21 protein-coding genes are annotated in these 20,430 nt (G+C 66.8%); 8 read left to right on the top strand and 13 right to left on the bottom strand.

Annotated elements, in window-relative coordinates; genetic code table 11:
* Positions 1 to 15: 15 nt before the first annotated feature.
* On the bottom strand, positions 16 to 909 hold the full coding sequence (locus A4F85_RS22680; RefSeq protein ID WP_013800119.1) for a LysR family transcriptional regulator: 894 nt from the start codon (positions 907 to 909) through the stop codon (positions 16 to 18).
* Between the two features lie 138 nt (positions 910 to 1,047).
* On the opposite strand from A4F85_RS22680, the gene A4F85_RS22675 reads away from it, so the two are divergent.
* Together A4F85_RS22675 and A4F85_RS22670 are read left to right on the top strand one after the other, a co-directional pair.
* A complete protein-coding gene (locus A4F85_RS22675) occupies positions 1,048 to 1,404 on the top strand; it encodes a zinc ribbon domain-containing protein YjdM (RefSeq protein WP_013800120.1) in 357 nt (118 codons plus the stop codon).
* Between the two features lie 2 nt (positions 1,405 to 1,406).
* Positions 1,407 to 2,429, top strand: a complete 1,023-nt coding sequence (locus A4F85_RS22670) for a hypothetical protein (protein ID WP_063327758.1) — start codon at positions 1,407 to 1,409, stop codon at positions 2,427 to 2,429.
* Here A4F85_RS22670 and A4F85_RS22665 read toward each other — a convergent pair.
* Together A4F85_RS22665 and A4F85_RS22660 are read right to left on the bottom strand one after the other, a co-directional pair.
* Positions 2,426 to 3,061, bottom strand: a complete 636-nt coding sequence (locus tag A4F85_RS22665) for a pseudouridine synthase (RefSeq protein ID WP_013800122.1) — start codon at positions 3,059 to 3,061, stop codon at positions 2,426 to 2,428. The two genes, A4F85_RS22670 and A4F85_RS22665, sit on opposite strands and share 4 nt — an antisense overlap.
* Positions 3,062 to 3,065: 4 nt before the next feature.
* Positions 3,066 to 3,974, bottom strand: coding sequence for a LysR family transcriptional regulator (locus tag A4F85_RS22660; RefSeq protein WP_063327757.1), 909 nt, complete (start codon positions 3,972 to 3,974; stop codon positions 3,066 to 3,068).
* A 76-nt stretch (positions 3,975 to 4,050) separates the two neighbouring features.
* Between A4F85_RS22660 and A4F85_RS22655 the strand changes: the two genes are divergently transcribed.
* The 3 genes from A4F85_RS22655 (at position 4,051) to A4F85_RS22645 (ending at position 6,424) form a co-directional block, all read left to right on the top strand.
* On the top strand, positions 4,051 to 4,524 hold the full coding sequence (locus A4F85_RS22655; RefSeq protein WP_063327756.1) for a CidA/LrgA family protein: 474 nt from the start codon (positions 4,051 to 4,053) through the stop codon (positions 4,522 to 4,524).
* Positions 4,525 to 4,529: 5 nt separating this feature from the next.
* Positions 4,530 to 5,222: an LrgB family protein gene (locus A4F85_RS22650; protein ID WP_061287476.1), complete on the top strand. Its 693-nt coding sequence runs from the start codon at positions 4,530 to 4,532 to the stop codon at positions 5,220 to 5,222.
* 887 nt (positions 5,223 to 6,109) lie between these two features.
* Positions 6,110 to 6,424 (top strand): hypothetical protein, encoded by a 315-nt coding sequence (locus tag A4F85_RS22645; RefSeq protein ID WP_063327755.1) that lies wholly within the window; start codon positions 6,110 to 6,112, stop codon positions 6,422 to 6,424.
* A gap of 54 nt (positions 6,425 to 6,478) precedes the next feature.
* On the opposite strand, the gene A4F85_RS30740 is transcribed toward A4F85_RS22645, so the two are convergent.
* The 10 genes from A4F85_RS30740 to A4F85_RS22610 all read right to left on the bottom strand — a co-directional run bounded on the left by A4F85_RS30740 (position 6,479) and on the right by A4F85_RS22610 (position 16,214).
* Positions 6,479 to 6,673, bottom strand: a complete 195-nt coding sequence (locus A4F85_RS30740) for a hypothetical protein (protein WP_197485504.1) — start codon at positions 6,671 to 6,673, stop codon at positions 6,479 to 6,481.
* A 211-nt stretch (positions 6,674 to 6,884) separates the two neighbouring features.
* Positions 6,885 to 7,178 carry a hypothetical protein gene (locus A4F85_RS30735; RefSeq protein ID WP_141832854.1) on the bottom strand — a complete coding sequence of 98 codons (294 nt, stop codon included), beginning with the start codon at positions 7,176 to 7,178 and terminating at the stop codon, positions 6,885 to 6,887.
* Positions 7,175 to 7,948 (bottom strand): hypothetical protein, encoded by a 774-nt coding sequence (locus A4F85_RS30730; RefSeq protein ID WP_156517043.1) that lies wholly within the window; start codon positions 7,946 to 7,948, stop codon positions 7,175 to 7,177. The genes A4F85_RS30735 and A4F85_RS30730 overlap by 4 nt, the downstream gene beginning before the upstream one ends.
* A 226-nt stretch (positions 7,949 to 8,174) precedes the next feature.
* Positions 8,175 to 9,623 (bottom strand): aldehyde dehydrogenase family protein, encoded by a 1,449-nt coding sequence (locus A4F85_RS22640; RefSeq protein ID WP_013800127.1) that lies wholly within the window; start codon positions 9,621 to 9,623, stop codon positions 8,175 to 8,177.
* Positions 9,624 to 9,659: 36 nt separating this feature from the next.
* Positions 9,660 to 10,997 carry an enolase C-terminal domain-like protein gene (locus A4F85_RS22635; RefSeq protein WP_063327754.1) on the bottom strand — a complete coding sequence of 446 codons (1,338 nt, stop codon included), beginning with the start codon at positions 10,995 to 10,997 and terminating at the stop codon, positions 9,660 to 9,662.
* Between the two features lie 44 nt (positions 10,998 to 11,041).
* On the bottom strand, positions 11,042 to 12,028 hold the full coding sequence (locus tag A4F85_RS22630) for a 2-hydroxyacid dehydrogenase (RefSeq protein WP_063327753.1): 987 nt from the start codon (positions 12,026 to 12,028) through the stop codon (positions 11,042 to 11,044).
* 295 nt (positions 12,029 to 12,323) lie between these two features.
* Positions 12,324 to 13,283: a Bug family tripartite tricarboxylate transporter substrate binding protein gene (locus tag A4F85_RS22625; protein ID WP_012202189.1), complete on the bottom strand. Its 960-nt coding sequence runs from the start codon at positions 13,281 to 13,283 to the stop codon at positions 12,324 to 12,326.
* A 58-nt stretch (positions 13,284 to 13,341) separates the two neighbouring features.
* Positions 13,342 to 14,253, bottom strand: a complete 912-nt coding sequence (gene kdgD / locus A4F85_RS22620; protein ID WP_012202190.1) for a 5-dehydro-4-deoxyglucarate dehydratase — start codon at positions 14,251 to 14,253, stop codon at positions 13,342 to 13,344.
* 46 nt (positions 14,254 to 14,299) lie between these two features.
* Complete coding sequence (locus tag A4F85_RS22615) at positions 14,300 to 15,277, bottom strand: Bug family tripartite tricarboxylate transporter substrate binding protein (protein ID WP_013800130.1); 978 nt, start codon at positions 15,275 to 15,277, stop codon at positions 14,300 to 14,302.
* Between the two features lie 148 nt (positions 15,278 to 15,425).
* Positions 15,426 to 16,214 carry a FadR/GntR family transcriptional regulator gene (locus tag A4F85_RS22610; protein ID WP_012202192.1) on the bottom strand — a complete coding sequence of 263 codons (789 nt, stop codon included), beginning with the start codon at positions 16,212 to 16,214 and terminating at the stop codon, positions 15,426 to 15,428.
* Between the two features lie 82 nt (positions 16,215 to 16,296).
* Here A4F85_RS22610 and A4F85_RS22605 point away from each other — a divergent pair, with 82 nt between their 5' ends.
* From A4F85_RS22605 to garD, 3 genes are all read left to right on the top strand, one after another.
* A complete protein-coding gene (locus tag A4F85_RS22605) occupies positions 16,297 to 17,613 on the top strand; it encodes a glucarate dehydratase family protein (protein ID WP_063327752.1) in 1,317 nt (438 codons plus the stop codon).
* A gap of 50 nt (positions 17,614 to 17,663) precedes the next feature.
* Positions 17,664 to 18,662, top strand: a complete 999-nt coding sequence (locus A4F85_RS22600) for a Bug family tripartite tricarboxylate transporter substrate binding protein (RefSeq protein ID WP_063327751.1) — start codon at positions 17,664 to 17,666, stop codon at positions 18,660 to 18,662.
* Positions 18,663 to 18,822: 160 nt separating this feature from the next.
* Entirely contained in the window at positions 18,823 to 20,388 is a 1,566-nt protein-coding gene (garD, locus tag A4F85_RS22595; protein ID WP_034397737.1) for a galactarate dehydratase, read from the top strand.
* Positions 20,389 to 20,430: the final 42 nt, after the last annotated feature.

The raw sequence follows: 20,430 nt of genomic DNA, 5'->3' as shown, positions 1-20,430 counted from the left end.
ACTCTTAACGCGGCGTCAACAATCCTCGCCCATGGCGGCAGGCAGCTCCTCGGCCAGGAAGTCCACGAAGGCGCGCACCTTGGGCAGCAGGTGGCGCTGCGTGGGATAGACCGCGTAGACATGGCGGGCCTGCGCGGCCTGGTCCGCAAGGTCCAGTGCGACCAGCTGGCCTGCCGCAATCGCCGGCCGCGCCAGGAACGAGGGCAGGGCGCCAATGCCCAGGCCCGCCACCAGCAGGTCCCGCAGCATCAGGCTGTTGTTGACGTTGGCGCGCGCCTCGGACGGCGCCTGGGGGCTCTCGCCCGCTTCGCGGGGCGCATGCGCCAGGCTGTAGTTCAGCAGCGCATGGCCGCGCAGCGCGGCGGCACTGGCCGGGCGGCCATGCGCCTGCAGATAGGAAGGGGCCGCGCACAGCATCTGCGACAGCGAGGCCAGGCGCCGCGCGATCAGCGAGGAGTCCGCCAGCTCCGCGCTCAGGCGGATGGACACATCGAAGCCCTGGCCCACCGCGTCCACCAGCCGGTCTTCCATGGACAGGTCGATCTGCAGCTGCGGATGGCGCTGCATGAAGCGCGCCAGCAGCGGCGACAGCGTGCTCAGCGCAAACGACAGCGGTGCATTCACGCGCAGCCGGCCGGCCACCTGCTGCGACTGCGCGCGCACCGACTGCTCCAGCGCATCGAATTCATCGAGCAGCCTGCAGCACTCGGCGTAGTAGGCCTGTCCCGTGTCGGTCAGGCTCATGCGACGCGTGGTGCGCTGCAGCAGCACGGCGCCCAGATGGGCTTCGAGCGCGCGCAGCTGCTTGCTCAGCGCGGCCGAGGACAGGTCCAGCGCGTCGGCCGCCTTGGCGATGGAGCCCAGTTCTACGATGCGCCGGAAGGCGCGCAAGGGGGTCAGCGTATCCATGGGGAAAAAGCAAAGAGTGGCGCGCAGCGTAGCAGGCCGCTCGGGTTTGCCGGGGCATGCCTGCGGGGGCAGGGGCGACAATCGCCAGGTACGGCGCGCCCGCCGCGCCCCTTTGTCTTCACCGAATCTGTCCATCCCATGCCCCAGACCACTCCCGCCTGCCCCCAGTGCGGCCTTGAAAACACCTATCCCGACGCCACCAGCTACATCTGCCCTGACTGCGCCTTCGAATGGCCCATGCAGGCCGAAGAAGAGTCCGGCGAAGCCGCCGCTGGCGACGGCATCGTGCGCGACGCCAACGGCAATGCGCTGGCCGACGGCGATGCCGTGATCCTGGTGAAGGACCTCAAGGTCAAGGGCTCGTCCACCGTGCTCAAGAAGGGCAGCAAGATCAAGGGCATCCGCCTGGTCGATGGCGCCGACGGCCACAACGTGGACTGCAAGACCGAACTGGGCTCCATGCTGCTCAAGTCGGAGTTCCTCAAGAAGGCCTGAGCATGCTGGCGCTGTCGCTTGCGGTATCGGCGGTCCTCGGGCTGCTGGCGCTGTGGGTGTTTGCGCCCCTGTTCATTGCGCTGACCGCTGGCGCGGTGGTGGCCCTCATGCTGCTTGCGGTGGCGGGGCGCATAGGCCACACAGAGCGCACCGCGCGCACCCTGCCCGTGGCGGGCTGGTGGGCCGTTGCGCTGTGCGCCGGCGCGGCCTGCGTGGCCATGCTGGTGCTGCTGCCCGACCGGCTCGATGGTGCGCCCTTCCTCGCCTTCGGCATGGGCCTGCTGGCAGCCACCTGCGCCGGGGCGCTGGTCTGGTTGACGGGCTGGCTGATCGCCGGGCGGCAGCCTGTGCCGGTGTCCTGGTGGACCGGCTCGGCCCTGGCCGGCCTGGGCGCCTTCCTCGCCCTGCTGCTGGGCGGCCCCGACACGGCGGGCTGGATGGCCTGGCGCGACCAGCTGCGCGGCTACGAGGCCGTGCCGCTGCGCATCACGCTGGCCGAAGCGCCCACGGCGCAGCGCGAGCAGGCCCTGGCCGAACTGCTGCAGCCCTTGCTGGAGCAGGGCAGCCGTGCCGTCCGCCATCGCCAGTCCACGCGCTTCGGCAACTCGGTCGAGCACGCCGTGGTGCCCGCCCGCTTTCGCTTCGACGGCAGGCTGCTGGAGATCATGCTGGCCGAGAAGCCACCCGCGCCCCTGCTCAGCGCCCATGTCGCTTTGCTGGAGCAGTTCGCCGCCAGCGGCCCCGCCCAGGCGGGCCAGACGCCTTCGTGGCTGATGCTGGCCAGCGCCCAATGCCTGCCGCCGACGCGCCTGCGCGAGCTGTCGCGCCTGCTGGGCCAGGGCAGCGAGCTGCTGGCCCGCGCGCGGCGCTGCACGCAGCAGCGCTCGGCGCAATTGCAGCGCCTGTGGCCGCTGCTGGCCGGCAGTGTGGAGCGTGTGGAAGTGGGCGAGGCGCGGCGCTTTCATCCGTGGCTCGGCCTGCAACGCTGGCAGGCTGTGGCACTTCCCGACAATCCGGAGCCTTAGGCGGGCTCCACGTCCTTCCACTGGCCGGGCTCCAGGCCGTCCAGCGTGTAGGGCCCGATGGCTGCGCGCACCAGCCGCAGCGTGGGGTGGCCAATGGCCGCCGTCATGCGGCGCACCTGGCGGTTGCGGCCTTCGCGGATGACCAGTTCGATCCAGCAGTCGGGAATGTTCTGGCGCACGCGGATGGGCGGGTCGCGCTGCCACAGCACGGGCGGCGGCTCCAGCCGGCGCGCCTGCGCGGGCAGCGTCATGCCGTCGTTGAGCTGCACGCCCTGGCGCAGCGCCTGCAGCGCGGCCTCGTCGGGCAGGCCCTCGACCTGTACCCAGTAGGTCTTCTCCATCTTGAAGCGCGGATCGGCAATGCGCGCCTGCAGCGGGCCGTCATTGGTCAGCAGCAGCAGTCCTTCGCTGTCGGCGTCGAGCCTGCCTGCCGCATGCACGCCCGGCACGTCGATGTATTCCTTGAGGCCACGCCAGCGGCCCTCGGGGGTGAACTGGCTGAGTACGCCGTAGGGCTTGTTGAAGCACAGCAGGCGTGAGGGGCCGGTGTCGGGCCGGTCGGCGAAGGCGGGTCGGGCGCGCAGGGCCGGGCCTGCAAAAGGGCGCAAGGGTGGGCGTTTTCTGGGTTGCATGGACTCAGCGATTGTCGTCGGGATAGACCGCACGCACGCACTCCAGCCAGGCCCTCGCCGCGCGCGACAGATAGCCGCTGCGCCACAGCTGCACCACGTCCCAGTGCAGTTCAGGCCCCACCAGCGGGCGGCTGGACACGCGCCGGGGGTCGAACCGCGCGATCACATGCTCGAACATCACGGCCACGCCCACGCCTTCTGCCACCAGGTCGCCGATGAAGTCCCAGTAGCGCGTCTGCAGCCGCACCTGTGGGCTGAAGCCTGCCGCCGCGCAATGCTCCAGCACGGCCTGGTGCAGGGCGAAGTCCGAGGTGTAGAACACAAAGGGCCGCCGGGCCAGCTCGCTCCAGTGCACGGGTGCGTCCGGGTCGGGCACCTCGTGCGCGGCAAAGGCCACGCGTGTCTTCTGGTGGGCGATGGTGCAGTACTCCAGGCCCTCTCCGGCCAGGTCGCCACCCGCCTCCCCTGCGCCGTGCAGGCCCAGCGCCATGTCCAGCTTGCCGTCCAGCAGCAGCTGGCGCTGGGCGCGTGCGCCCTGCTCCTGCACATGCAGTTCCACGCCCGGATGCAGTTGCTGAAAGCGCGCGATCACGGGCGCCATGTAGTGCCCGGCCGTGGGCATGATGCCCACGCTCAGGCTGCCGCGCGCAATGCCGTCCACCTCGGCCACCTCCTGCAGCAGCTGGCGTGACTGCTCCAGCACCTGCAGGGCGCGCGCATGGACCACCTGGCCCGCGTCGGTCAGTTGCACACCGCGCCCCTCGCGCAGCAGCAGCGGGCCGCCCAGCTCCTCCTCCAGCGCCCGCACCATCTTGCTGATGGTGGGCTGGGTCACATGCAGCGCCTCGGCCGCACGCGTGAAGCTGTTGCAGCGCACCACCTCGACAAAGTAGCGCAGCGCGCGCAGGTCCATGAGGATTCCTTTTGTGCATGGGAAAAATGGAGATTATTCATTTTACGAATCTGAGTGGAAACCCTAGGATTGCCCCATGTCAAAGATTTCCGCCATGCCCGTTCTGCGGCCGCAGGTGTTTCAGGGTCTGCTGCACCGCTGCTGGCCGCTGCTGCGCGGCGTGCTGCAGGTGGGGCTGCTCAGTGCGCTGTGGCTGGCCATGGAGGCCGTGCGCGCCCATTTCGGCTGGGGCATGCCGGCCGGGCTGATCGGCTTCGCGCTGCTGGCCACGGGCCTGTTCAGCGGGCTGGTCAAGGCCCGCTGGCTGCAGGGCGGCACCAACTGGCTGCTGGCCGAGATGCTGCTGTTCTTCGTGCCCGCCATGCTGGTCGTCACCGAATACACCGAGCTGATCCAGCACCAGGGCCTGCGCATCCTGGGCGTCATCGTGGCCAGCACGGCCTGCGTGATGGCCGCCACGGCGCTGGCCGTGGACCGCGTCTACCGGCTGGAGCTGTGGCTGGCCCGGCGCCGCTCCACGCGCGCCGGGCTGCACAGGGAGCAGGAATGAACGCCATGTCCGACCAGACGATAGGCCTGCTGTCGCTGCTGGCCACGCTGGCCTGCTATGCGGCCAACAAGCGCGTGTACCGCCGCCATCCGCATCCGCTGCTCATGCCCATCGTCGCCACGCCCATGGTGCTGATCGCGCTGGCGCTGCTGACCCATGTGCGCTACCCGCAGTACATCGCCCAGACGCACTGGCTGGTCTGGCTGCTGGGCCCCACCACGGTGGCCTTTGCGCTGCCCCTGCACGAAAACCGCCACCTGCTGCGCAAGCACTGGATGTCGATCGCCACCGGCGTGCTCGTGGCCAGTGGCGTGTCCATTGCCACCACCATCTGGTTCGCACAGGCCTTCGGACTGCCCGTGGACCTGCAAAAGGGCCTGGCCGTGCGCTCGGTGACCACCCCCTTCGCCATCGAGGCCGAGCGCGTGCTGGGCGGGCCCACCGACCTGGCCGCGCTGTTCGTGCTGCTCACGGGCGTCAGCGGCATGCTCATGGGCGAGACTATCCTGCGGCTGCTGCCGCACGTGCGCAGCAAGCTGGCTGCGGGCGCCATTCTGGGCGGTGCCGCGCATGGCAGCGGGGTGGCGAAGGCGCGGCAGTTTGGGGATGTGCAGGCGGTGGTTGCTTCGTTGGTGATGATGATTGCGGGGGCGTTGAATGTGGTGGTGGCGCCTTGGGTGCGGGTGCTGTTTTTCTGAAGTGATTTTCTGAAGTGATGCGGGAGCTGCCATCCTTGGCCGGGGTTTGATGGCTGGGGCTTTTGGGGGCCTGGCTGTCTTTGGGCTTGGGGCGGGATGGGGCTGCCCGTGAGGGCGTCCGCATGCCTTGCACATGGTCTTGACTCCCGCCCACCTTGTTTGCTTTTGGCTTAGGTGTATTTTTAGCCCCTGCCGGGTGGTTGTTTTTCGAGGCCGGTTCTCGGCCCGGCAGCCGACTGCCCTTTCTTGATTCGCCAAGAAAGGTCAGATCAAAGAAGGCGACCCGGATGTCCGCGACCCCTTCGCTTCGCTGCGGGGCAACCTGCGCCGTGGCGGTTGCGGGGTTCGCCGTGAAACTCACTTCGCTCTGCGAGCTACGTTCAAACAATCACGGCGAGTCAGATGACGAAGCAGTCCTGTCCTGCGGCAGGACTGCAACCCCGCAACCGCCACGGCGCAGGCGCGGACATACGGGGAGTGGGTGCGGGCCTTCGCTTCGCTCGGCCTGGAGTGCTGGGGCGCTTGCCATCTTGAAAGCCTCTATCATCGCGGCAACCCCCTGTTCCGGGGCCGGTGCGTAAGAACACCCAAAACGAAGCGGTGCGGCCTCGCCGTCAAGGAGGCCTTGTCACGTCTGATTTCCGGAGCGTGGGCGCAAGCCTGCGTTCCTGCGGTTACGGACGGGATGGGGCTACCCGCAAGGGCGTCCGCACGGCTTCGTTCGTGTTCTTAACATCCCGTCCACCTGTCTGTGCGTAAGAACACGGGCCGGTGGTTTTTGTTCTCACGAAGGAGTACGAAACCATGCACGGCATTTCTTCTTTTGCATTCCCCTCTGCCACCCATGCGCCTCACTCTGGCGCATCTGCCGTGGGAAGGGTTGCGCCATGAGTACCGCTTCCACAACCCTGACCCAGCCCAGCCCGCAGCAGTTGAGCCATGCCGTGACCGAGATCGGCCGGCTGACGCTGCAGGGCAGCAGCGAGGTGTATTCGCTGGGCCAGCTGGCGCTGGCCTGGCTGGAGCGGCCCGAGGGCTACCGCAATCTGGAGGTGGTGGCCAATGCGCTGCAGGCCATTTGCGGGGCTGCGCAGCGGATGGAGGAACTGGTGGAGGACGAGGTCAACTACGTGCATTGCCTGCAGGAAGACCCGGCGTATCTGCGGCGAATGGCGGCTGCTGCGGCGGCGTTCCAGCGCTGATTCAGGCTTTCTTGTGACAGGCCTGCCGGGGCATTGCGCCCCGGTTTCTGCAAATCAATCCAAGTCAGTTAGTTTCTTGAACCTGCCTGATGTATTCCATCCACGTCCTTTTGCACAAGATACCTGCGTGTAGCCGAGATCTTTTCGGATGATCATCTCTTCGCTGACAGCACATATCTCTCCTTTTTCCAACACGAAAGCGACAATCAAGGGATGATCGTTGTTTTTATAAATATCCACGGTATCCATTGCCTCCCATTGACCCGTTGGCTTATAACTGCAGGCGGTCAATGCTATTGTGGAAATGATTCTGGTAGTGTTGGTGATTATTCTCATTGAATAGTCTCTCTGAGGTTGGTTCTATTTTCTGGACTATTCAATTCCGAACTGACTTCATGCCATTTTGTCTGATTTTTGAGTGACCGCTATATTTTTTTGATGGCTGCCCAGGTATAGAATCCTATTCACTCAATTTCTTGAATTTTCCTGTTATCTCCCATCCACTCCCCTTTGCGCATGAGACCTGTAAATAGCCCAAGTCTTTTCTGATAACGGGTTTTTTGCTTACAGCGCAAATCTCACCTTTTTCTATAACGAATGCAATTTTCAACGGATGGTCATTTGTAGTGTAGACATACAAATCTTCTGTTGCTTCCCATTGCCCTGCCGGCATGTATTCGTCGGGGTTGCTGCATGCGCTCAGTATGGTGGCAATGCAGGCTGTTGCATATGCTGCGAAAGCTCTTGATTTCATGGATTCTTCTGGTAATTGATTCTTCTCAAAATTCTATTGGATCTTGAGATTATGATCAATAACTCCTTTGGTGAAACCAGGCGGGAAGTAGATGGCGACAGTTGAAACCGCGGGTCGTGTGCCAGAATCCCAACTGACTCCAATACCTCTGCAACATTGGTGGAGCAACTATTTTCGGTAAGGCTGTACGGCTTTTGAGCAGCAACCCGCTTTTCAAGTTCTGCTTTGATTTTCGTCTTTTCCTCGCGAGACACTCTCAGCACCAAGCCAGTGACATCTCTTTTGACGGTTGCCAAATTCGATGAAAGATATTGCTCGCGCTCCAGTACAGCATATCTTGTTGGAGCCTGACTGTAGGTCTTTCCATCAATATCGATTGCAGCATGTCCCCACTGTGATCCCGGCCTGGTGAGAAGTGCGTCGTAAATGAACACCTCGATCGTAGGCTCCTCGATCATCGGCTCCGGCCCCATGAATTGCGCCATGCGCCGTTCGTAGCCAAAGATTGCTGGCGGCTGGGCCAGCAGTTCGAACATGCGGGTCGCTGGTGCAATCCGGCCCTGGGTCATGACGGGCGAGCCGGACAGTTGCTGAAAGGTGGCGATCGAACGTTCCAGCGCCCTGGACCATCTGCCGTCCTCGCGCAGCAGTTTGCGGCAGGGATCGCGTTGCATATGTCCGTTGAGCAATTGCTGGACAGTGAACACGTCTTTTGGATGGTTCATTGCCGCCCGCCCCACGGGGCCGGAAATTCTTGCAGTTGTTGCCATGGTCTCCCTCCGGTATGGACGCCGGCCGGCTGAAGCCGGCTCTCACGTTGAGGAAGATGCTATGCAAGGCCCTGGTGCAATGGACGGGGCGGTCTGCACTTTCGCGCACGAGAATTGACTGTGGGCGCAATGACGAATGAAAAAACGCCATCCGCATCGTTTTGTTGCGGATGGCGTCAGTGATGAAAGCAGTCGCCAGCACCTGGCGGCTGCTTTGGGTTCAGCCTCAGGCCAGCGTATACGCCGTCTTCACCGTCGTATAGAACTCCTGCGCATAGCGGCCTTGCTCACGCGGGCCGTAGCTGCTGCCCTTGCGGCCGCCGAAGGGCACGTGGTAGTCCACGCCGGCCGTGGGCAGGTTGACCATGACCATGCCGGCCTGGCTGTGGCGCTTGAAGTGGGTGGCGTGCTTGAGGCTGGTGGTGGCAATGCCTGCGGCCAGGCCAAAGGGCGTGTCGTTGGCCACGGCCAGGGCTTCTTCGTAGTCCTTGACGCGGATGACGCTGGCCACGGGGCCGAAGACTTCCTCGCGGTTGATGCGCATGGCGGCTTGGGTGTCCACGAACAGGGTGGGCGCCATGTAGTAGCCCTTGTTGCCGCTGCCGGTGTGGCAGGCGGCGGCAGCGCCGCCGGCAGCCAGCACGGCGCCTTCGGCCTTGGCGATTTCCACGTAGCTCAGGTCCTGCTCCAGCTGGGCCTGGCTGACCACGGGGCCCATGTCGGTGCCTGCGGCGCGGGCATCGCCCACCTTGATCCTGGCCATGCGGGCCTGCAGGGCCTCGATGAAGGCGGGGTAGATCCTGTCGGTGACGATGAGGCGGCTCGATGCCGTGCAGCGCTGGCCCGTGGAGTAGAAGCCGCTTTGCGCGGACAGCTCCACGGCCTGGGTGAGGTCGGCGTCGTCCAGCACGATCTGCGGGTTCTTGCCGCCCATCTCCAGCTGCACCTTCTTGCCGCTTTCCACGCAGGCGCGGGCAATGCCGCGGCCCACGCCGACGGAGCCGGTGAAGCTGATGGCGGCCACGTCGCTGTGGCGCACCAGGGCATCACCGATGACGCGGCCCGGGCCCATGACGAGGTTGAAGACGCCGGCCGGAATGCCCGAGCGGTGAATGATGTCGGCCAGCGCCCAGGCGCTGCCGGGCACGAGGTCGGCAGGCTTCAGGACCACGCAGTTGCCGAAGGCCAGGGCCGGGGCGATCTTCCAGGCGGGAATGGCGATGGGGAAGTTCCACGGCGTGATCAGGCCCACCACGCCGACAGGCTCGCGCGTGATTTCCACGCCGATGCCGGGGCGCACGGAGGGCAGGGTCTCGCCGGCCAGGCGCAGGCATTCACCCGCGAAGAACTTGAAGATCTGGCCTGCGCGGCCGACTTCGCCGATGGCTTCGGGGCGGGTCTTGCCTTCCTCGCGCGCCAGCAGGTCGCCCAGCTCTTCCTTGCGGGCCAGGATTTCGTTGCCGATCTTGTCCAGGGCGTCGTGGCGGGCCTGGATGCCCGAGGTGCTCCAGGCGGGAAAGGCCGCGGCCGCCGCGGCGATGGCGGCTTCCACATCGGCGGCATTGCCCTGGGCGTACTCGCCGATCACATCGGACAGGTCGCTGGGGTTGGTGTTGGCGCTGTAGCCGTCGGCGGCCTTCCATTGGCCGTTGATGAGGTTGTCGTAGCGGGACATGAGGTGCTCCGGGAAAGGGGTAACGGAAGGAAGGGGTCAGCGGACCATGCAGGGGCGCTTGTTGTCGAAGGTCCAGCCGGGAATCAGGTACTGCATGGCCATGGCGTCATTGCGCGCGCCCAGACCGTGCTCCAGGTACAGGGCGTTGGCGCGCTGCAGCGCGGCGCGGTCCACGGTGACGCCCAGGCCCGGGGTCTTGGGCACCTCGACGAAGCCGCCCTTGATCTGCAGCGGGTTCTGGGTGAGGTACTGGCCGTCCTGCCAGATCCAGTGCGTGTCGATGGCCGTGACCTTGCCGGGCACGGCGGCGGCCACGTGGGTGAACATGGCCAGCGAGATGTCGAAGTGGTTGTTGGAGTGCGAGCCCCAGGTCAGACCCCAGTCGCGGCAGGTCTGGCCCACGCGCACGGAGCCGGCCATGGTCCAGAAATGCGGGTCGGCCAGGGGGATGTCCACGGACTGCAGCGACAGCGCATGCACCATCTGGCGCCAGTCGGTGGCGATCATGTTGGTGGCCGTGGGCAGGCCGGTGGCGCGGCGGAATTCGGCCATGACTTCGCGGCCCGAGAAGCCGTTCTCGGCGCCGCAGGGGTCTTCGGCATAGGCGAGCACGCCGTGCATGTCGCGCATGAGGCGGATGGCGTCCTTGAGCAGCCAGCCGCCGTTGGGGTCCAGCGTGACGCGCGCCTGCGGAAAGCGCCTGGCCAGCGCGGTGACGGCCTCCACCTCCTGCTCGCCGGCCAGCACGCCGCCCTTGAGCTTGAAGTCGTTGAAGCCGTAGCGCGCGTGCGCCGCCTCGGCCTGGCGCACGATGGCGGCCGGGTCCATGGCGGTCATGTGGCGCACCTGCGTCCAGTCGTCGCTGCCGCTTTGGTCTTCGCTTGGTTGGACGTAGGGCAGGTCGGTCCTGTCGGTGGGGCCGGTGAAGAACAGGTAGCCCAGCATCTCCACGCGGTCGCGCTGCTGGCCTTCGCCCAGCAGGGCTGCCACGGGCACGCCCAGGTGCTGGCCCAGCAGGTCCAGCAGGGCCGATTCCACGGCGGTGACGGCATGCACGGCAATGCGCAGATCGAAGGTCTGCAGGCCGCGCCCGCCCGTGTCGCGCCCGGCCAGGGCCTGCTGCAGGTTCTGCAGCAGCTTCAGGTGGTTGCCCACGGACTGGCCGATGAGCAGCGCCTTGCTGTCCTCCAGCGCCTGGCGTATGCCTTCGCCGCCAGGCACTTCGCCCACACCGGTGTGGCCCGCGCTGTCGTGCACGAGCACGATGTTGCGCGTGAAGTAGGGCGCATGCGCGCCGCTGAGGTTCATGAGCATGCCGTCGCGGCCGGCGACGGGAATGACTTCGATCTCGGTGATGGTCGGGGTGGAGGACATGGCGTGCTCTTGGATCGTTTGGATCGGTCTCTGGGAAAAAACGGCTATGCGGCGGCGGTGGCCGCCTGCTGCGCGGCCGACCACGGCACCTCGGCCTCGGGCCGGCCCGTGGCGATGAACTGCGCCAGGTTGCGCAGCACGAGGTCGGCCATGGCGCGGCGGGTTTCGTGCGTGCCGCTGGCGATGTGGGGCGCAAGCACCACGTTGTCCTGCGACAGCAGCTCGGCATGGGGGCGTGGCTCGTCCTCGAACACATCCAGGCCCGCGCCTGCGATGCGGCCCTGCTGCAGGGCCTGGACCAGTGCGGCCTCGTCGACCACGCTGCCGCGCGCCACGTTGATCAGAAAGCCCTGCGGGCCCAGCGCGTCCAGCACCTCGGCGTTGACCAGGTGCTGCGTGCCGTCGCCGCCTGCGGCCGTGATGACGAGGAAGTCGCTCCAGCGTGCGAGTTCGAGCAGCGAGGGCTGGTAGAGGTGGGGCGATCCCTCGACCGGGCGGCGGTTGTGATAGGCCACCTCCATGTCGAAGCCGGCCGCGCGGCGCGCCACGGTGGAGCCGATGCGGCCCATGCCGAAGATGCCCAGGCGCTTGCCGCTGGCGCGCGTGCGGATGCCGAAGCGGCCTCGGCTCCAGTCGCCCCGGCGCACGAAGCGGTCGGATTCGCTCAGGCCACGCGCCGCGTCCAGCAGCAGGGCGAAGGCCATGTCGGCCACGCAGTCGTCCAGCACGCCGGGCGTGTAGCCCACGCGCGCGCCCTGGCGCAGCAGGGACTCGCGGTCCAGCGCGTCAAAGCCCACGCCGAAGCTGCTCACGAAGCGCAGCCTGGGCAGGGCCTGCACCACGCTCGCGGGTACGCCCATGGCGGCCGAGGTGACCAGGTATTCGAACTGCGCGCCGTGCTCGGCGAGAAAGCGCTCGCGGTCGGGCTGCTCGGACAGCAGCGTCACCTCATAGGCCTGGGCCAGCTCGGCATCGAGCTGGGGCAGCGGCATCTTGCCGAACTGGAGAACGCGTGGACGGGAGGTCGCCATGCCTTGGAATCCTTGGAACTTGCGGGGGCTGGAAGCCCCGGTGAAAAGGGCCTGCGTGGTGGCAGGCCTGCGGAGATGACCAGAGGCCAACCCGGATTTATCTCAGCTATCCCCTGTGCTCAATGTAGAAAAATCTGTTCAAAACTGGCGCACTCCAACATCAGGGACGCCTAGCAAGAGCCGCCTCTCGGCGGGGGCGCCTAGCCGAGGGCGTCGTCCCCCTCCCTTGCGAAGCAAGTAGAGAGGCGCCGTGCCACGGGGGGAAGGCGCGAAGCGACTCAGGGGGTGCCTCATTTCAATCAGCGGTGATTTTTCGGGTCTGGATCAGCTGCTTCCAGCGCTCCGACTCCTGGGCCTGGTAGCGCGTGAATTCCTCGGGCGTGTTGCCCACGATCTCCAGGCCCTGCTCCACGAAGCGCTTGCGGATGTCGGGCTGCTGCACGGAGGCGATGGCGGCCTTGGCCAGCTTGGCCTTCACATCGGCGGGCAGGCCCTTGGGTGCGGCCAGGCCTTGCCAGGAGTAGACCTCGGCACCCTTGACACCGGCCTCTGCCAGCGTGGGCACATCGGGCAGCACGGGCGAGCGCTGGCTGCCGGTCACGGCGATCGCATGCAGCTTGCCGCTGCGCAGATGGGGCAGCACGGCGTTGACGTTCTGGAACGAGAAGTCCACCTGGCCGCCGATCAGGTCGGTGATGGCCGGGGCACCGCCCTTGTAGGGAACGTGCATGCCTTCGGTGCCGCTTTGCTGCCAGAACAGCTCGGCCGACAGATGGTCCGAGGAGCCGTTGCCCGAACTCGCGAAACTGATCTTGCCGGGGTTGGCCTTGAGCGCGGCGATGACCTCGGCCACGGTGCGGGCCTTCTGCGCGGGGCTGGCCACGAGCACGTTGGGCGCCTGCACGGGGATGGTGATGTAGTCGAAGTCCTTGCCTGCGTCATAGGGCACGTTCTTGACCAGGTGCGGCGTGACCACGAAGGGGCCCAGCGAGGCCACCAGCAGCGTGTAGCCATCGGCCGGTGCGCGCTTGACGGCGCCCGCGCCGATGGTGCCCGTGGCGCCGGGGCGGTTTTCCACCACGAAGGGCTTGCCCAGCTGCTCGCCCATGCTCAGGGCCATGGCGCGCGCCACGGTGTCGGTGGAGCCGCCGGCCGGGAAGGGCACGATGATGTTGACGGCCTTGTCCGGAAAGCTGCCGGCCGCCTGCGCCGTGAGGGCCAGTGCGGCACCCAGCGTGATCAGAATCTTCTTCATGTTCTTGTCTCCTGGGGGGCGCAAGGGCCGGACTGGCCCCTGCGTCCGGTCCTGTGGCTTATTGCGGGCCGAGCTTGTCGATCAGGGCCTTGAGCTCTTCCAGCTCGGAGGGCTTGAGGTCCGTCAGCGGGGCGCGCACGGGGCCTGCGTCGTGGCCGACCAGCTTGGCGCCGGCCTTGATGATGCTCACGCCGTAGCCTTCGACGCGGTTGCGGATCTTCAGGTAGGGCATGAAGAATTCCTTGAGCAGCTTGTGCTGCGTGGCCATGTCGTCGGTGCGCACGGCTTCGTAGAACGCCATCGCCGTCTTGGGGATGAAGTTGAAGACGGCCGAGGAGTACACCGGCGTGCCCAGGGCCTTGTAGGCGGCCGCATAGACCTCGGCCGTGGGCAGGCCGCCCAGGTAGGCGAAGCGGTCGCCCATCTTCATGAAGATGGCGGACATGGTCTCGATGTTGCCCATGCCGTCCTTGAAGCCCACCAGGTTGGGGCAGCGCTCGGCCAGGATGGCCAGCGATTCAGGCGTGAAGCGGGTGCGGTCGCGGTTGTAGACGATGACGCCGAACTTCACGCTCTTGCAGACCTGCTCCACATGGGCGATCAGGCCTTCCTGGCCGGCTTCGGTCAGGTAGTGGGGCAGCAGCAGGACGCCGTGGGCACCCAGGCGCTCCGCCTCCTGGGCATGGGCAATGGCCGTGCGCGTGGGACCACCGGCGCCCGCGATGATGGGCACCTTGCCGCGGCAGGTGTCCACGGCGGTCTTGATGATCTGGCCGTATTCCTCGCCGTACAGCGAGAAGTACTCGCCCGTGCCGCCTGCCGCGAACAGTGCGCTGGCGCCGTAGGGGGCCAGCCATTCGAGGCGGGCCGCATAGCCCTTGGCATTGAAGTTGCCGTTGCTGTCGAAGTCCGTCACGGGGAAGGACAGCAGGCCGGAACTCATCACGTCTTTGAGGTCTTGGGGGGTCATGGTGCTCTCGGGAATAAGGTGGGGAAGAAAGAAAAAAAGGGTGGAATCAGTCGAGCTTCAAACCGGCTGTTTGAACCACTTTTTGCCAGCGCTGGCGTTCGGTGGTCAGGAAGCGCGCGGTCTCGGCGGGGTTCATGGTCACGACCTCGGCGCCCTGGCCCGTGAGGCGGGCGCGCACCTCGGGCGAGCGGATGGCGGTGATCAGGGCCTCATGCAGGCGCTGGACCACGGCCTCGGGCGTCTTGGCGGGAACGACCACGCCTTGCCAGGTGCCGGTCTCGAAGCCGGGCACGCCCTGCTCGGCGATGGTGGGCACGTTGGCGGCCAGCGGCATGCGCGTGCCCTTGGACAGGCCCAGCAGCTTGAGCTTGCCGCTTTGCACATGGGGGTAGGTGGCCAGCATGCCGTTCATCAGCACCTGGGTCTGGCCTGCCACCGTGTCCTGGATGGACTGCACGCCGCCCTTGTAGGGCACGTATTCCCAGCGGGCGCCCGTGGCGCGCGCCAGCTCCACGCCGGCCAGGTGCGGGGCGCTGCCCGTGGCGGTGACGGCGAAGCTCAGGTCTTCCTTCTTGGACAGGGCCACCAGCTCCTGCAGGTTGTTGGCCGGCACCGAAGGATGGACCACCAGCAGGTGGGGCGAGTAGGCCAGCATGGCCGTGCCGCGCAGGTCCCGGGACAGGTCGAAGGACAGCTTGGTGTAGAGCGAGGGCGAGATGGCCAGCGCACCCAGGTCGCACAGCATCAGCGTGTGGCCGTCGGGCTGGGCCTTGGCCACCATGTCGGCACCCAGGTTGCCGTTGGCGCCGGGCTTGTTCTCGATGACCACGGGCTGCTTGAGTTCTGCCGACAGCAGCGGGCCGATGGCGCGCGCAATGATGTCCGAGCTGCCGCCCGGCGGATAGGGCACCACCAGGCGCAGCGGCCGCGTGGGCCAGTTGCTCTGGGCCAGCGCACCGGCGCCGGTGGCTACGAGGGCGGTGGCGCCAGCGGCGCGCAGGAACTGCTTTCGGCTCAGGGTCATGCTCTTGTCTCCGGGTTTTATGTTGTCAGTTGTCGTACAACTGAAGCCGATTTTTAACCGAGATCTGCAAGCAGTGATAAAGGGTTTTCCCTTGGTTGTCTGAATTCCCGTGACAACGCCATCGGCCCTGAAAGGCCCATGGGAGCACTCAGGCGGCGCTGGTCTTTTGCGCCAGGCGCAGGCGTTCGCGGCTGTTGGTCAGGTGGATGCGCATGGCCGCGCGGGCCGAGTCGGCGTCCTGGCGCTCGATGGCGGCGAGGATTTCCTCATGCTCGCGGTTGACGCGGCGCAGGTAATCGGGGTCGCGCTGGGGCTGGTGGATGGAGGCGATGCGCGTGCGCGGAATCAGCTGCGCGCCGAAGTGCCGCAGGATGTCGCCGAAGTAGCGGTTGCCCGTGGCCTCGGCGATCTGGGTGTGGAAGGCCAGGTCATGGGCCACCGTGTCCTCGCCGCGCGCAAAGGCGATCTCGAAGGCCTGCAGCGCCATGCGTATGCCCTGAAGCTGCTCGGGGCTGCGGCGCAGCGCGGCAAGGCCGGCGCTTTCGGTCTCCAGGCTGATGCGCAGCTCCAGCACGGCCATCACGTCCACGGCGGCCGTCAGCTCGTCGGCATTGAGCATCAGCGTGGATGCGGGCTGGGCGGCGCGCACGAAGGTGCCTATGCCGTGGCGCGTCTCCACCAGGCCCGAGGCCTGCAGGCGCGACAGCGCCTCGCGCACCACGGTGCGGCTGACTTCGTAGGTCTGCACCAGCGACGACTCCGTGGGCAGCTTCTCGCCTTCGGCCAGCAGGCCGTTGCGGATCTTGCTCGCGAACTCGTCGAACAGCAGGGCGGCCAGATTGCGGCCGCTGCGACCGGACTTTCCTCGCAGGGGAAGCTCGATCGTTGGGGGTGATGCGGGAAATCCCTTTGCCGAACTTTCCATGGTGCTGATCATAATCGCTCCAAGTTGTACGACAACGTATCACAAGACGTCCGCGCCATCGAGTTTTTCTGATCCTCCTGAACCCGCATTCCAGATGAGCACCACCCACGCGACCCACGCGATCCGCCACATACGCATCACGCCCATTGCCTTCCGCGATCCGCCGCTGCTCAATGCGGCCGGCATCCACGAGCCCTGGGCGCTGCGTTCCATCATCGAGATCGAGACGGCCTCGGGCCTGGTCGGCATCAACGAAAGCTATGGCGACCAGCCCATGCTCGATGCGCTGGCCAAGGCCGCGCCCGCGCTGGTGGGGCTGTCGCCCTGGGCGCTCAACGAGATGGAGGCCCGCGTCGCGGCCCTGGTGGCGCCGCCAGCGCTGACGGCCTCCGAATTCCTGGGCCAGCAGGTGTCGCTGGCGCCGGGCACGCATGTGTCCAAGACCGTGGCCAAGGTGGTCAGCGCCTTCGAGGTCGCCATGCTGGACCTGCAGGGCCAGATGGCGGGCGCCCCCATCGTGGACCTGCTGGGCGGCGCCGCGCGCGATAGCGTGCCGTTCTCGGCCTACCTGTTCTACAAGTACGCCGAGCACATCGACAGGCCCTATGGGCCAGATTCTTCGCCCGACGCCTGGGGCGAGGCCCTGGCGCCGCAGCAGCTGGTGGAGCAGGCGCGGCGCATGATTGCGCAGTACGGCTTCCAGAGCATCAAGCTCAAGGCCGGCGCGCTGCCGCCCGAGCAGGAGGCGGCCGGCATCCTGGCGCTGGCCGATGCCTTTCCAGGCACGCCGCTGCGCATCGATCCCAATGGCAACTGGACGGTGGAGACCAGCCTGAAGATCGTGCAGCAGCTGCAGGGCGTGCTCGAGTACTACGAGGACCCGGCGCCCGGCCTGGACGGCATGGCCGCCGTGGCACGCGAGTGCGATGTGCCGCTGGCCACCAACATGGTGGTGACGGACTTTGCCGAGTTCCGCCGCAACGCCGACATGGGCTGCCCCGTGAAGATCGTGCTCAGCGACCACCATTACTGGGGCGGGCTGCGCGCCACGCAGCGCCTGTCCACGCTGTGCCGCACCTTCGACCTGGGCCTGTCCATGCACAGCAACTCGCACCTGGGCATCAGCCTGGTGGCCATGACGCACCTGTGCGCCAGCGTGCCCCTGCTGACCTATGCCTGCGACACGCACTACCCCTGGCAGGACGAGGAAGTCGTCGAGGGCGGCCGGCTGCAGTTCGAGCAGGGCAGCCTGCGCGTACCCACGGCGCCCGGCCTGGGTGTGCGACTGGACCGCGAGGCCCTGGCCCGCCTGCACGACAACTACCTGCACTGCGGCATCCGCAACCGCGACGACCTGGGGCAGATGCGCAAGTACGACCCCGCGTTCACCGGCCACCAGCCGCGCTTCTGAACCCGCTTTCACACCATTCCAACGACAAGCCCTTCCCGGAGACAAGCACCATGCAACGCCGCACACTCATCCAACATTCCCTCGCCAGCGCCCTGCTGCTGGGCACGGCCCTGGCCGCCATGCCCGCCGCCGCGCAGGGCAACTGGCCCACGGGCAAGCCCATCACCTACCTGGTGCCGTTCCCGCCTGGCGGCAATACCGATACGCTGGCGCGCGTGATCGCCCAGCCGCTGAGCAAGGCCCTGGGCACGCCCGTGGTGATCGAGAACAAGGGCGGCGCGGGCGGCAGCGTGGGCTCGGCCATTGCGGCGCGCGCACCGGCCGATGGCTACACCATCCTGGGCGGCACCATCAGCTCGCACGCCATCAATGTGAGCCTGTACGCCAAGCTGGACTACGACCCGGTCAAGTCCTTCACGCCGGTGGCCATGCTGGGCTCGGGCCCGCTGGTGCTGGTGGTGCCGGCCTCCAGCCCCTACAAGACGCTGGCCGACGTGCTGGCCGCCAGCAAGGCCAAGGCAGCGGCGGGCGGCCTGACCTCGGCCTCGCCGGGCAGCGGCACCTCCAACCACATGGCGCTGGAGCTGCTGGGCTACCAGACGGGCGTGAAGTTCACCCACGTGCCCTACAAGGGCAGCGGCCCGGCCGTGCAGGACGTGATCGGCGGCCAGGTGGACATGATGTTCGACACCGCCCTGGTCGTCGGCCCCCATGTGCAGGCCGGCAAGCTGCGCCCCATTGCCGTGACCAGCTCGCGGCGCCTGGAGTCGCTGCCCGATGTGCCCACCATCGCCGAGGCCGGCGAGAAGGGCTTCGACATGGGATCGTGGCAGGCCGTATTCGCGCCCGCAGGCACGCCCAAGCCCATCGTGGACCGGCTGCATGCGGAGATCATGAAGATCGTCGCCACGCCCGAGGTGCAGGCGCGCCTGAAGAACTTCGGCATGCTGCCCTCGCAGATGACGCCGGCCGAGCTGGGCGAGTACCAGAAGGCTGAGGTGGTCAAGTGGGGGAAGGTGATCAAGGCTGCTGGAATAAAGGCAGAGTGACCCCCTGAGGCGCTTCGCGCCTTCCCCCTTCTCGCTTCGCGGAGGGGGACAACGCCGTCGCCGCGAGGAGGCTCTTGCTCGGCGTTCCTGAGTTGGGACGTGACGGTTGCGAGGGCTGCACTCCGATTGCGACAGGCCCCTAGAAAATTGAGACATTGCCATGAGTACCCCACTTCCTCTTTCCATCCGCATGCATCCGGCCGACAACGTGGCCATCGTGGCCAATGACGGGGGTTTGCCTGCGGGCACGGTGATGCCCGGGGGGCTGGTGCTGGTCGACAAGGTGCCGCAGGCGCACAAGGTGGCGCTGGTGGACATTGCCGAGGGCGGCGAGGTGCGCCGCTACAACGTGGTGATCGGCTATGCGCTGCAGGCCATTGCCGCGGGCAGCTGGGTGCATGAGCGGCTGCTGCGCATGCCGGGGGCGCTGTCTCTTGAGGGGTTGCCGATCGCCACGGTGCAGCCGCCCGAGCTGCCGCCGCTGACGGGCTACACCTTCGAGGGCTACCGCAATGCCGATGGCACGGTGGGCACGCGCAATATCCTGGCCATCACCACGACGGTGCAGTGCGTGGCCGGGGTGCTGGATTTCGCGGTGGGCCGCATCAAGGCCGAGCTGCTGCCGCGCTATCCGAATGTGGACGATGTGGTGGGCCTGGAGCACAGCTATGGCTGCGGCGTGGCCATCGATGCCGTGGGCGCCGAGATTCCGCAGCGCACGCTGCGCAACATCAGCCACAACCCGAATTTTGGCGGCGAGGTGATGGTAGTGAGCCTGGGCTGCGAGAAGCTGCAGCCCGAGCGGCTGCTGCCGCCGGGGTCCTTCCCCATCGTCGATGAGCGCGAGCCCGCGCTGGACGTGGTCTGCCTGCAGGACGAGGCGCATGTGGGCTTCATGTCCATGGTGGACTCCATCATGGGCAGCGCCAGGGTGCATCTGGAGCGGCTGAACGCGCGCCGGCGCGAGACCGTGCCGGCCAGCGCCCTGGTGGTGGGCGTGCAGTGCGGCGGCAGCGATGCGTTCAGCGGCGTCACGGCCAATCCGGCCGTGGGCTTTTGCACCGATTTGCTGGTGCGCGCAGGCGCCACCGTGATGTTCAGCGAGGTGACCGAGGTGCGCGACGGCATCGACCAGCTCACCTCGCGCGCCTCCAGCCCCGAGGTGGCCCAGGCCATGATCGAGGAGATGGCCTGGTACGACGCCTACCTGGACAAGGGCCGCGTGGACCGCAGCGCCAACACCACGCCGGGCAACAAGAAGGGCGGCCTGTCCAACATCGTCGAGAAGGCGATGGGCTCCATCATCAAGAGTGGCACGGCGCCCATCACCGGCGTGCTGTCGCCGGGCCAGCGGCTGGCCGACCGGGGCATCCAAAGCGGCCTGGTCTATGCGGCCACGCCGGCCAGCGACTTCATCTGCGGCACGCTGCAACTGGCCGCCGGCATGAACCTGCATGTGTTCACCACGGGCCGGGGCACGCCCTACGGCCTGGCCCAGGTGCCCGTGATCAAGGTGGCCACGCGCAGCGACCTGGCGCGGCGCTGGCATGACCTGATGGACGTGAACGCGGGCCGCATCGCCGAAGGCCAGGCCAGCATCGAGGACGTGGGCTGGGAGATGTTCCGCCTGATGCTGGACGTGGCCAGCGGCCGCAAGAAGACCTGGGCGGAGCAGTGGAAGCTGCACAACGCCCTGGTGCTGTTCAATCCAGCGCCCGTGACCTGAGCCGCGCACACAGGCCCCTGTCGGCACAGGCTGACAGGGCGC

The sequence above is a fragment of the Delftia sp. GW456-R20 genome (assembly GCF_001622915.1).
GTDB lineage: Bacteria > Pseudomonadota > Gammaproteobacteria > Burkholderiales > Burkholderiaceae_C > Comamonas > Comamonas acidovorans.
The sequence above is the reverse complement of the archived record's forward strand: the minus strand, read 5'-3'. Positions and strand labels throughout refer to the sequence as shown.

What these genes read in the sequence shown, in the direction of transcription:
- garD (WP_034397737.1), top strand. Translation starts at nt 18,823, where the DNA reads ATGAGTACCCCACTTCCTCTTTCCATCCGCATGCATCCGGCCGACAAC.
- A4F85_RS22675 (WP_013800120.1), top strand. Translation starts at nt 1,048, where the DNA reads ATGCCCCAGACCACTCCCGCCTGCCCCCAGTGCGGCCTTGAAAACACC.
- A4F85_RS22630 (WP_063327753.1), bottom strand. Translation starts at nt 12,028, where the DNA reads ATGGCGACCTCCCGTCCACGCGTTCTCCAGTTCGGCAAGATGCCGCTG.
- kdgD (WP_012202190.1), bottom strand. Translation starts at nt 14,253, where the DNA reads ATGACCCCCCAAGACCTCAAAGACGTGATGAGTTCCGGCCTGCTGTCC.
- A4F85_RS22660 (WP_063327757.1), bottom strand. Translation starts at nt 3,974, where the DNA reads ATGGACCTGCGCGCGCTGCGCTACTTTGTCGAGGTGGTGCGCTGCAAC.
- A4F85_RS22610 (WP_012202192.1), bottom strand. Translation starts at nt 16,214, where the DNA reads ATGATCAGCACCATGGAAAGTTCGGCAAAGGGATTTCCCGCATCACCC.
- A4F85_RS22650 (WP_061287476.1), top strand. Translation starts at nt 4,530, where the DNA reads ATGTCCGACCAGACGATAGGCCTGCTGTCGCTGCTGGCCACGCTGGCC.
- A4F85_RS22665 (WP_013800122.1), bottom strand. Translation starts at nt 3,061, where the DNA reads ATGCAACCCAGAAAACGCCCACCCTTGCGCCCTTTTGCAGGCCCGGCC.
- A4F85_RS30735 (WP_141832854.1), bottom strand. Translation starts at nt 7,178, where the DNA reads ATGAAATCAAGAGCTTTCGCAGCATATGCAACAGCCTGCATTGCCACC.
- A4F85_RS22615 (WP_013800130.1), bottom strand. Translation starts at nt 15,277, where the DNA reads ATGACCCTGAGCCGAAAGCAGTTCCTGCGCGCCGCTGGCGCCACCGCC.
- A4F85_RS22655 (WP_063327756.1), top strand. Translation starts at nt 4,051, where the DNA reads ATGTCAAAGATTTCCGCCATGCCCGTTCTGCGGCCGCAGGTGTTTCAG.
- A4F85_RS30730 (WP_156517043.1), bottom strand. Translation starts at nt 7,948, where the DNA reads ATGGCAACAACTGCAAGAATTTCCGGCCCCGTGGGGCGGGCGGCAATG.
- A4F85_RS22600 (WP_063327751.1), top strand. Translation starts at nt 17,664, where the DNA reads ATGCAACGCCGCACACTCATCCAACATTCCCTCGCCAGCGCCCTGCTG.
- A4F85_RS30740 (WP_197485504.1), bottom strand. Translation starts at nt 6,673, where the DNA reads ATGGATACCGTGGATATTTATAAAAACAACGATCATCCCTTGATTGTC.
- A4F85_RS22625 (WP_012202189.1), bottom strand. Translation starts at nt 13,283, where the DNA reads ATGAAGAAGATTCTGATCACGCTGGGTGCCGCACTGGCCCTCACGGCG.
- A4F85_RS22670 (WP_063327758.1), top strand. Translation starts at nt 1,407, where the DNA reads ATGCTGGCGCTGTCGCTTGCGGTATCGGCGGTCCTCGGGCTGCTGGCG.
- A4F85_RS22680 (WP_013800119.1), bottom strand. Translation starts at nt 909, where the DNA reads ATGGATACGCTGACCCCCTTGCGCGCCTTCCGGCGCATCGTAGAACTG.
- A4F85_RS22645 (WP_063327755.1), top strand. Translation starts at nt 6,110, where the DNA reads ATGAGTACCGCTTCCACAACCCTGACCCAGCCCAGCCCGCAGCAGTTG.
- A4F85_RS22640 (WP_013800127.1), bottom strand. Translation starts at nt 9,623, where the DNA reads ATGTCCCGCTACGACAACCTCATCAACGGCCAATGGAAGGCCGCCGAC.
- A4F85_RS22605 (WP_063327752.1), top strand. Translation starts at nt 16,297, where the DNA reads ATGAGCACCACCCACGCGACCCACGCGATCCGCCACATACGCATCACG.
- A4F85_RS22635 (WP_063327754.1), bottom strand. Translation starts at nt 10,997, where the DNA reads ATGTCCTCCACCCCGACCATCACCGAGATCGAAGTCATTCCCGTCGCC.